9 protein-coding genes and 1 pseudogene are annotated in these 10,391 nt (G+C 64.4%); 9 read left to right on the top strand and 1 reads right to left on the bottom strand.

All coding sequences use genetic code 11. The annotated features are described in order from the left end of the window. From EN914_RS10945 to EN914_RS10925, 5 genes and pseudogenes are all read left to right on the top strand, one after another. Positions 1-560 (top strand): annotated as a pseudogene (locus EN914_RS10945) (FAD-dependent oxidoreductase); the annotation flags it as partial. A gap of 56 nt (positions 561-616) precedes the next feature. Continuing rightward, positions 617-1,033, top strand: a complete 417-nt coding sequence (locus EN914_RS10940; protein ID WP_013530449.1) for a RidA family protein — start codon at positions 617-619, stop codon at positions 1,031-1,033. Between the two features lie 5 nt (positions 1,034-1,038). After that, the gene (locus EN914_RS10935) at positions 1,039-1,713 is read left to right on the top strand and encodes a DUF1028 domain-containing protein (RefSeq protein ID WP_024503971.1); all 675 of its coding nucleotides are present in this window, start codon (positions 1,039-1,041) and stop codon (positions 1,711-1,713) included. Between the two features lie 21 nt (positions 1,714-1,734). After that, positions 1,735-3,225: an aldehyde dehydrogenase gene (locus EN914_RS10930; protein ID WP_024503970.1), complete on the top strand. Its 1,491-nt coding sequence runs from the start codon at positions 1,735-1,737 to the stop codon at positions 3,223-3,225. 151 nt (positions 3,226-3,376) lie between these two features. Further along, positions 3,377-4,333, top strand: a complete 957-nt coding sequence (locus EN914_RS10925) for a LysR family transcriptional regulator (RefSeq protein WP_013530452.1) — start codon at positions 3,377-3,379, stop codon at positions 4,331-4,333. Between the two features lie 7 nt (positions 4,334-4,340). Here the strand turns inward: EN914_RS10925 and argE are convergent, their stop codons facing one another. Then, positions 4,341-5,501, bottom strand: coding sequence for an acetylornithine deacetylase (argE, locus tag EN914_RS10920; protein ID WP_024503969.1), 1,161 nt, complete (start codon positions 5,499-5,501; stop codon positions 4,341-4,343). 276 nt (positions 5,502-5,777) lie between these two features. On the opposite strand from argE, the gene EN914_RS10915 reads away from it, so the two are divergent. From EN914_RS10915 to EN914_RS39165, 4 genes are all read left to right on the top strand, one after another. Further along, positions 5,778-7,847 carry an NAD(P)-binding protein gene (locus tag EN914_RS10915; RefSeq protein WP_024503968.1) on the top strand — a complete coding sequence of 690 codons (2,070 nt, stop codon included), beginning with the start codon at positions 5,778-5,780 and terminating at the stop codon, positions 7,845-7,847. An 83-nt stretch (positions 7,848-7,930) separates the two neighbouring features. Further along, the gene (locus tag EN914_RS10910; RefSeq protein WP_013530455.1) at positions 7,931-8,533 is read left to right on the top strand and encodes an ANTAR domain-containing response regulator; all 603 of its coding nucleotides are present in this window, start codon (positions 7,931-7,933) and stop codon (positions 8,531-8,533) included. Between the two features lie 2 nt (positions 8,534-8,535). Continuing rightward, the gene (locus EN914_RS10905) at positions 8,536-9,774 is read left to right on the top strand and encodes a CmpA/NrtA family ABC transporter substrate-binding protein (protein WP_024503967.1); all 1,239 of its coding nucleotides are present in this window, start codon (positions 8,536-8,538) and stop codon (positions 9,772-9,774) included. Positions 9,775-9,983: 209 nt separating this feature from the next. Next, on the top strand, positions 9,984-10,391 hold a 408-nt coding region (locus tag EN914_RS39165; protein ID WP_245497812.1), incomplete at its 3' end, for an ABC transporter substrate-binding protein.

Here is a 10,391-nt window from a genome sequence, read left to right as displayed (position 1 = left end):
GCGCGCGTGGCGGCCAGACGATCGACTTCCGGCGCCTTGCCGCGCAAGGGATGACGCTGGTTGGCCGGACCGAATCCTACAGGCACGGTGTGATGACCTTCGCACCCGATCTGGCCAAGAATATCGCGCGCGGCGATGCGAATTACATGTCGGTTCTGGACGAGGCAGATGCCTATGTCGCCCGCAACGGCCTCGACCTTCCCCCAGAGCCCGAGGCCCGCAAGATCGGCCCGGACCCGCGATGCATGACCGATCCCATTCTCGAGCTGAACCTGTCGGAAGCCGGGATAGGTTCGATCATCTGGGCGACGGGATTCACCGTCGACTACAACTGGCTGAAGGTCGATGTGTTCGACGAAAGGGGCAAGCCGAAGCACCAGCGCGGTGTGTCGACCGAGCCCGGCATCTATTTCCTCGGACTGCCTTGGCAATCGCGCAGGGGGTCGAGCTTCATCTGGGGCGTCTGGCACGACGCGCAGCATGTGGCCGACCATATTTCCACGCAGCGCAAATACCTGGCCTACCATGCGTCCGCGAAGCGCGAGACCAAGGTGGCATAGACACGGCACCTCAAACGAGATGCCCCGACCTCGAGCCTGATCCGACGGAGACCAAGATGGCGCATACAAGAATTCGAAAGTTCAACACCAAGGACACTTATCCCGAGCAGAAGCTCGACAATGATCTGTGCCAGGCGGTCGTTACGCGGGGCGGCAGGACCGTCTATCTGCGCGGCCAGTGTCCGCAGGACCTCGACACGGCCAAGAACATCGACAGCCATGATCCAGTCGAGCAGACGCACAAGGTCATGCAGAACATCCGCCAGCTGATCGAGGAGTGCGGCGGCACCATGGAGCACCTGGTCAAGGTGGTGGTCTACATCACCGATGTGCGCCATCGTGAGGCGGTCTACCGTACCATGGGCGAGTATATCAGAGGCGTGCATCCCGTCTCGACCGGCCTTGTCGTGCAGGCCTTGGCGCGGCCGGACTGGCTGGTCGAGATCGACGGCACCGCCGTCATTCCGGACTGATTGCGATGACCTTTTCCATTGTCGCGCGGTGCGGCCGCACCGGCATGTTCGGGGTCGCGGTGTCCTCCTCGTCGCCTGCTGTTGCGGCGCGCTGCGCCTATGCGCAGGCGGGCGCCGGGGCCATTGCCAGCCAGAACGTCACCGATCCTACGCTTGGACTGCGCGGTCTCGAATTGCTGGCGCGCGGCGTGTCCGCGGCGGAGGCGATTGCCATATTGAAGCGCACCGGTGCCTATCCCGAATACCGGCAGGTGCTGGCTGTCGACGCCGCTGGAGCGACCGCGATCCATTCGGGTCCCAAAGCTCTTGGCATCTGGGCGGAGGCGCGAGCTGACAATGTCGCCTGCGGCGGCAACATGCTGGCCCATGATGGCGTGCCGCAAGCGATGGTCGAGGCCTTCCTGGCGTCGGAGGGGCATCTCGGCGACCGCCTCATCGCGACTATGCGCGCGGCGCTGACAGCCGGCGGCGAGGCTGGCCCTGTCCATTCCGCCGGCATGAAGCTGGTGCGTGAGGTGGCGTGGCCGGTCGCCGACCTGCGCTGCGACTGGACCGACGATTGTCCTATCGAGCAACTGGCGGCGCTGTGGCAACTCTACAAGCCACAGCTCGATGCCTATGTGACCCGCGCGATCAACCCATCCGATGCGCCGAGCTACGGCGTGCCGGGCGACGAATAGTCAAGACAGGGGTCACCTGCGATGAGTGAACTCAGCCACAAGGACTGGATCGGCAAGGCGTCCGCGATCCGTTTTCGTGACAAGGCGTTCATCGACGGCAAGACGGTCGCTGCGCGTTCGGGCCGGACCTTTGCCAGCGTCAATCCGGCAACCGGCGAGGTGCTGGCCGAAGTGGCGTCCTGCGGCGAGGAAGACATCGATCTGGCGGTTGCCGCCGCTAGGCGCAGCTTCAACGCCGGCGTCTGGTCGCGCACCAGCCCGGCGCACCGCAAGGAGGTGTTGCTGCGGCTGGCGCAGTTGCTGCGCGACAACCTGCATGAACTGGCCCTGCTTGAATCGCTCGACATGGGCAAACTGGTCAGGGATGCGGCTTCGGTCGACGTCCCCGGCTCGGCGGCGATCTTCCAATGGTATGGCGAGGCCATCGACAAGATCTATGGCGAGGTGGCGCCGACCGGCGAAGGCGATCTGGTGCTGGTGCGACGCGAGCCGCTTGGCGTGGTCGGCGCGGTGGTGCCGTGGAACTTCCCGCTCGACATGGCGACCTGGAAGTGCGCGCCGGCGCTGGCGGCGGGCAATTCGGTGGTGCTGAAACCCGCCGAGCAGTCGCCTCTGTCGGCCCTGCTCCTGGCGGAGCTGGCGATGGAGGCGGGCCTGCCTGCCGGCGTGCTCAATGTCGTGCCCGGCCTTGGCGAAACCGCCGGCCAGGCGCTTGGCCGCCATATGGATGTGGATTGCCTCGCCTTCACCGGTTCGACCGCGGTGGGCAAGATGTTCCTGCAGTACTCCGGGCAGTCGAACATGAAGCAGGTCTGGCTGGAGACCGGCGGCAAGAGCCCCAACCTCGTCTTTGCCGACTGCGGGGATCTCGATGTGGTGGCCGATATGGCGGCCTTCGGCATCTTCTTCAACCAGGGCGAGGTCTGTTCCGCCAATTCACGCCTGCTCGTCCAGCGCGGCATCAAGGATGCCCTGGTGGAGAAACTGGTGCAGCGTGCGGCGGCCACGCAGCCCGGCGATCCGCTCGATCCGATTTCGAAAATGGGCGCGATGGTCGATAGTCGCCACGCCGCCAACGTCATGCGCTTCGTCGAGGCCGGTAAAAAGACCGCGCGCCTGGTCGCGGGCGGCGACATGGTCACGGTCAATGGGCGCGGCAGCTTTGTCCAGCCCACCATTTTCGACGATGTCACGCCTGCCGATCCGATTGCCCGCGACGAGATCTTCGGGCCGGTGCTTTCGGTCATTGCCTTCGATGACGAGGCCGACGCGATCCGCATCGCTAATGACAGCCCCTACGGGCTCGCCGCATCGCTGTGGACCGACAGCCTGTCGCGCGCGCACCGCATCGCCGGGCGGCTGCAGGCCGGCACAGTTTCCGTCAACAAGGTCGACGCTCTGAGCCCGATGACGCCGTTCGGTGGTTTCAAGCAATCCGGCTTCGGCCGCGACCTGTCGCTGCATGCGCTCGACAAGTACACCGCGCTCAAAACGACATGGATCAAATATTGATGGGCGCCTAGAGCGCATCGCGATCGAACGGATTCAAGTGATGCGCTTTAGGCCTTTGCTCCATGCATGTCGTTTGCGCAAAACCGGGGCCACTTTTGCGCGACATGCATTAGGCTTGATCGAAGCCCTCAAACCGGCAACATAGCCAGCCATGCCGCTACGCTTCACGCTCAGACAGCTGGAATATTTCGTTGCCGTGGGCGAAGCCGGCTCCATCGCCAAGGCGGCCGAGCAGGTCAATGTGTCGCCGCCATCGATTTCGGCCTCGATCGCGCAGTTGGAAACCGAGTTCGGCGTCCAGCTTTTTGTCCGCAAGCATTCGCACGGCCTCTCGCTCACCGCCGGTGGCCGCATCTTCCTCAAGGAAGCCGCCCGGCTGCTCAATGATGCCGATGCCTTGCATGACGTCGCCGGCGATTTTGCCGAGAAGGTGCGCGGCCCGCTGGCGGTAGGATGCCTGCTGACCTTTGCGCAGATCGTGCTGCCGGCGCTGCGCATGCGGTTCGAGCGTGCTTATCCCGATGTGCGCGTGCGCCAGTTCGAGCGCAATCAGGGGCAATTGCTTGAGATGCTGCAGCGCGGTGAAATCGACCTTGCCCTGACCTACGATCTCGAACTGTCGCAGGATATGACCTTCGAGCCGCTGATGTTGGTGCCGGCCTATGTCATGCTGCCGGCGGGCCATCGTTTCGCGACCAAGGCGTCGATCACGACGGAGGAACTGGCCGACGAGCCGATGGTGCTGCTCGACCTGCCGTACAGCCGCGAATATTTCCTGTCGGCATTCCACCAGCGAGGGATCCGGCCCAATATTGCCGAGCGCACCGGCGACATTGCGGTCATGCGCTCCATGGTGGCCAACGGCTTCGGCTACGGCATCGCCAACATGCGGCCGCTCAACACGCTGGCGCCGGACGGCAAGCCGCTCGTCTTCGTGCCGTTGGACGGTGACCTGCGGCCGCTGACCATGGGCGTCGCCTTGCCCAATTCCGAACATCGTACGCAATCCGCCCAGGCGTTCATCGACCACTGCCGGCATTTTGTCGTCGAGCAAGGTGTGTTCGGAGCCGAGCGGGCCGTCGGCCAGGCAGCGCTTCCGCAGAAGTAGCGCCCGGTTACGCCAGTTGCTGGTCGGCAAGCCGCTTAAGCAATTTTTCCAGCATGTCGTCGCAGCGGCGCATCTGCTCGACGCTGACGAATTCGTCCGGCTTGTGCCCTTGCGCCATCGACCCCGGTCCGCACACGACCGTCGGCGTGCCGAGATCGCGGCTGAACAGGCCGCCTTCCGTGCCGAAGGCCATCTTGATGGTATTGTTGGCGCCGGTCAGCGATTTGACGAAGGCGACGGCTTGCGAACTGGCTGGCGTGTCCAGGCCGGGATAGGTGTTGGTGATGTCGATGTCGATTGCTGCCTCGGGCGCGATGGTCGAGGCTTCGGAAGCAATATGAGCAGCCTCCTTGCGCAGGCGGTCGAGAATCTCGTGCGGGTCGTCGGCCGCGACATTGCGGATCTCGAAGTCGACCTGGCAAAGGTTCGGCACGATGTTCAGCGCCACGCCGGCGTTGATCTTGCCGACATGGACGGTCGTGTATGATATGTCGTAGTCGCCGTCGCGGGCGCCATCGCGCACCAGCCGGTCCTGTTCGCGGCGCAAGGCGGCGACGAAGTCGCAGCCGAGATGGATGGCGTTGAGCGCCAGCGGGGCCAGCGCCGAATGGCCTTCGCGCCCCTTGCAAAGCGCGCGTGCGGCAAGCTTGCCCTTGTGCCCCGTCGCCACCTGCATATCGGTCGGCTCGCCGACAATGCATAGCAGCGGCCGATGCGGGGCCGCTTGCAGCATGTCGATTAGGCTGCGCACACCGATGCAGCCGATCTCCTCGTCGTAGGAGAGTGCCAGGTGCAGAGGCGTCTTCAGCGTCATTTTCGCGGCCTTGAGGCACGCGGCGAGCGCGCAGGCCACAAAACCCTTCATGTCGGCCGCGCCGCGTCCGTAAAGCTTGCCGTCACGGTTCGTCATCTCGAAGGGCGGCAGCGTCCAGGCCTGGCCGTCGACGGGAACGACGTCGGTGTGACCGGACAGCATGATGCCGGAAGCATCAGTCGGTCCGATGGTGGCAAAGAGGTTGGCCTTGTGGCCGTCCTCGCTGTGGATGATCTGGCTGGCAGTGCCGTGCGCGTCTAGCAGGTCCGCCACGTAGTTGACGAGGGCGAGGTTCGAGTCGCGGCTCACCGTCGGGAATGCGAGCAGCTTTTCAAGGATCTGGATGCTGTCCATGCGTCTTGTGTCTCATTGGCCGTCGGTACTTCTAGCATCGCGTGGCCGGGGCCTTGAAGTCGCATTTGGCTCAGTCGGGATTCAGCGGATGCTAATCCGGATGTGTGCGATTAGGCGCGGCCTAACCGGCACAGAAGAAATCTGTTGTTTTCCGGCGCTTGCCGCAACTTATGAATGGTCTCACGGCATCAACCCACTGGGCTGGCCGGCTTGCGTCACGCCTCGAAACCATGATCGGGCGTGCTGCAGGGCGACGCTGGCAGGAAGGCACGTTCCATGCGCGATCCGCGTTATGATATTCTGTTTGAGCCCGTGAAGATCGGTCCGGTGACCGCCAAGAACCGCTTCTATCAGGTGCCGCATTGCAATGGCGGCGGCTATCGCGACCCTTCGGCCGCGGCCGAGATGCGCCGCATCAAGTCGGAAGGCGGCTGGGGCGTCATCTTCACCGAGCAAACCGAGATGCACCACACATCGGAGATCACGCCCTTCATCGAGCTCAGGCTGTGGGACGATGCCGATATTCCGGCGCTGGCGAAGATGGCCAAGGCAATGCACCAGCATGGCGCGCTGGCCGGCATCCAGCTGGCCTACTCAGGCATCAACGGGCCGAACCTCTACACCAAGGAAGTGCCGCGCGGGCCGTCGGCCCTGCCGATCCGCACCTTCACCAACGATCCGGTGCAGGCGCGCGCCATGGACAAGCAGGATATTCGCGACCTGCGCCGCTGGCATCGCAATGCCTTCAAACGGGCGAGGCTCGCGGGCTTCGATTTGGTGTGCCTCTACGGCGCGCATGGCTTCGGCATCATCCAGCACTTCCTGTCCACGGCCACCAACCAGCGCAGCGACGAATATGGCGGCTCGCTGGAGAACCGCTCGCGGCTGATGCGTGAGCTGATCGAAGAGGGCAGGGACGCTATCGGCGACACGTGCGGCCTGACGCTGCGGCTGTCGCTGGACGAGATGATCGGTGAGCTCGGCTTTGCCAATTCCGAAGTGCGCGACATGATCGAGATGCATGCCGATCTGCCCGACCTCTGGGACCTGGCGCATGGCGCTTGGGAGGACTGCTCCGGGCCGTCGCGGTTCAAGGAGGAGGGCGCGCAGGAGAGCCTGGTGTCCGGCATCAAGAAACTGACCTCGAAGCCGGTCGTCGGCGTCGGTCGCTTCACCTCGCCGGATGTGATGGTGAAGATGATCAAGTCCGGCACGCTGGATTTCATCGGCTGCGCGCGCCCATCGATTGCCGATCCCTTCCTGCCGAAGAAGGTGGAGGAGGGGCGCATCGAGGACATTCGCGAATGCATCGGCTGCAACATCTGCATCACCGGCGACATGACCATGTCGATCTCGCGCTGCACGCAGAACCCGACCTTCATGGAGGAATGGCGCAAGGGCTGGCATCCCGAACGCATGCAGGCCAAGGGCGATAGCGACAGCGTGCTGATCGTCGGCGCCGGCCCGGCCGGGCTGGAGGCGGCGCGTGCGCTCGGCCTGCGCGGCTATCAGGTGGCCATCGCCGAGGCCGGCACCGAACTTGGCGGCCGCGTGGCGCGCGAGTGCCGCTTGCCTGGTCTCTCGGCATGGGGACGCGTGCGCGACTACCGCCAGTACCAGATCAGCCAGATGTCCAATGTCGACGTCTATTTCGAAAGCCGATTGTCGGCGCAGGAGATACTGGACTTCGGCTTTCAGAACATTGCGCTTGCCACCGGCTCGACATGGCGCCGAGACGGCGTGGCGCGCGCGCATGTCGTGCCGATGCCGATCGACCCGGCCATGCCGGTCTACACGCCGGACGATCTGATGGCCGGCACTGTGCCGACCGGCAGTGTCGTGCTGTTCGACGACGACCACTACTACATGGGTGGCGTTCTGGCCGAGCTGATGGCGCGCCAGGGTGCGAAGGTGACGCTGGTGACGCCGTCAGCCTATGTGTCCGACTGGACCCGCAACACGCTGGAGCAGGGCGCCATCCATCGCCGGCTGGCCGAACGCGGCGTCGAGATCGTGCTGAACCGGACTGTGACGCGCATCGTGCCGGGCGGTGTTGCCACGGCGTGCGCCTATACGGGCAGCCAATTTGACATCGCCGCGGACGCCGTGGTGCTGGTCACGTCACGCCACCAGGACGATAGTGTCTGGCAGGAATTGAAGGCGCGGCGGGACGAATGGGCCGATAGCGGCATCCGCTCGGTCAAAATCATCGGCGACGCCGAGGCGCCGGGTCCGATCGCCTGGGCAACCTATGCCGGCCACCGCTTCGCGCGCGAGCTGGATGAAGCCGATATCGGCGACGCACTGCCCTTCCGGCGCGAGGTCACAGCGTTGGCCGCGGAATAGGGCGCCTGCGGCGCGGTCAGCGAATATCGGATTGTTCAACCATACCGCATTGCACAATTCCTTCGCTTGGTCACAATGCAGGCATGGTTCGAACCGCACTCGCCGTCCTGGTGATCGATGAAAACCGCATCCGCGCCGCGATCATCGAGGCGGGGTTGCGCGAGGCCGGCCATGAGCGGGTCACTGTCATCCATGATGTGACCGGCATTGCGCGGCGGATCGCCGAGATCGAGCCCGATGTCATCGTCATCGATCTCGAAAATCCGAACCGCGACATGCTGGAAAACATGTTCCAGCTGTCGCGCGCGGTGAAGCGGCCAATCGCCATGTTCGTTGACCGCTCGGACCAGGCCTCGATCGAGGCGGCGGTCGATGCCGGCGTTTCGGCCTATGTCGTCGACGGTCTGCGGCAAGAGCGCGTCAAGCCGATCCTCGACATGGCGGTCAGCCGCTTCAACGCTTTTTCGCGCATGGCGCGCGAACTGGAAGAGGTTCGCGGCGAGCTCGAGAGCCGCAAGGTGATCGACCGCGCCAAGGGCATCCTGATGAAATCGCGCGGCCTCTCCGAAGAGGCCGCCTACACGCTGCTGCGCAAGACGGCGATGAACCAGAACCGCAAGATCGGCGACATCGCCCAAAGCCTGGTGACTGCCGCGGGGCTGCTGGGACCGGCGGAGGACGAATGAGCATGACTGCCGAGCACCAGATCACCGCCGGCTTCATGCCGCTTTTCGACAGCGCCGTGCTGGTCGCGGCCGGCGAGCTTGGCTTCGCCGCGCAAGAAGGCATCGATCTGAAGCTGCACCGCGAGACATCCTGGGCCAACATCCGCGACCGCATCGCCATCGGCCACTTCCATCTCGCGCATATGCTGGGACCGATGCCGCTCGCCTGCAATCTCGGGCTGACGCCGCTGGCCTCGGAAACCATCGTGCCGTTCTCGCTCGGCCTCGGCGGCAATTGCGTCACCATCTCCAATGCCGTTTGGGCCGGTATGGCGGCACACGGCGCCGAGGCCGACCTAGACCCGGCGCGCGCCGGTGCCGCACTTGGCGCGCTCATTCGCGAGCGCGCTGCGGCCGGTGGCGATCCGCTGCGCTTTGCCGTGGTGCATCCGCATTCCGGGCACAATTACGAATTGCGCTATTGGCTCGCCGCCTGCGGCATCGATCCGAGCCAAGAGATTGAGATCGTCATCGTACCGCCGCCCTTCATGGCCGATGCGCTGGCCGCCGGCCGCATCGACGGCTACTGCGTCGGCGAACCCTGGAACAGCGCTGCGGTGGCCGCCGGCACCGGCCACATCGTCACCGTCAAGGCGCGGATATGGCGCAACAGCCCGGAGAAGGTGATCGGCGTGCGCAAGGCTTGGGCAGATGAAAACCCCGAGGCCTTGGCGGCGCTGCTGCGCGCGCTGCATCGCTCGGCGCGCTGGTGCCAGGATCCGGCCAACCATGGCGAACTGGCCGGGGTGATGGCGCAGGCCGGCTTCCTCGGCCTGCCGCCGACCGTGCAGATGCCGATCCTGACCGGCCATCTCCAACTGGGCGGCGGTGCGGAGCGGACCATCGACGACTTCTTCCTCCCCTTCGACAAGGCGGCGAACTTTCCGTGGAAGAGCCATGCGCTGTGGTTCTACACGCAGATGGTGCGCTGGGGGCACGTGGCGCACACGCCTGAAAGCCTTGCCATCGCCCGCGATTGCTACCGTCCCGACCTCTACCGTTCGGCGCTGAAGCCGCTCGGCGTCGCGCTTCCCGGCGCCAATTCGAAAGTCGAGGGTGCGCTCCAAATTGCCACCGCGGTCGGCGCGACAGGCGCCGGCCTTGTGCTCGGTCCGGATGGTTTCTTCGACGGTCAGATCTTCGATCCTGACGAGATCGATGCGTACATTACCGGCCAGAAATCTGCCGAGATTCAGGCCTGATCATTTCCGCGCCATCCTTGTGCATTGCACAAGAATTGTGCGCGCGATTGCCCTAATGAACAATCTTTGGCCTTCCGGCCATAGGGTTCGATGCGCCGGCGATCAGCGCGGGCTGCTGATTTCATTGGCCTTTTTCACCTCTCTCAAAACTGGCACGGTTCCTGCTTTGAAATAGACAGGCCCTTCGCGGGTCACGGAACGGGCGTCCAATGGCGGGCGCCACAGGCAAAGCTGCCGCTCAGGTTAAAGCGCGCTCCCGGTCACCCGGACGCGAAGACCTGGCTGGCGGCTTTTTTGTTTTGATCAACACGCAATCGACGACGCGGATCCCAAGCCGCGCCCAACCGGAGACGACGATGACGAAACGGATCAGGACTGGAACGACCCTCAAAGACATGACGCGCCGCGATTTTCTGGTCAGCAGCGCGATGACGGCCGGCCTGTTCGTGGCGGCCCGCAAGCTCTTCCCTTCCGGCGCCTATGCCGCGACCGCCACTCCGGAGGTCACCGGCGCCAAGCTCGGCTTCATTGCCCTCACCGATGCGGCCCCGCTGATGATCGCCAAGGAGAAGGGGCTGTTCGCCAAGTTCGGCATGCCCGACGTCGAGGTGCTCAAG

It is taken from the genome of Mesorhizobium sp. M7A.F.Ca.CA.001.08.2.1, assembly GCF_003998455.1.
In the GTDB taxonomy this organism is placed as follows: Bacteria; Pseudomonadota; Alphaproteobacteria; order Rhizobiales; family Rhizobiaceae; genus Mesorhizobium; species Mesorhizobium ciceri.
This window is presented reverse-complemented; position numbering and strand designations above follow the sequence as displayed.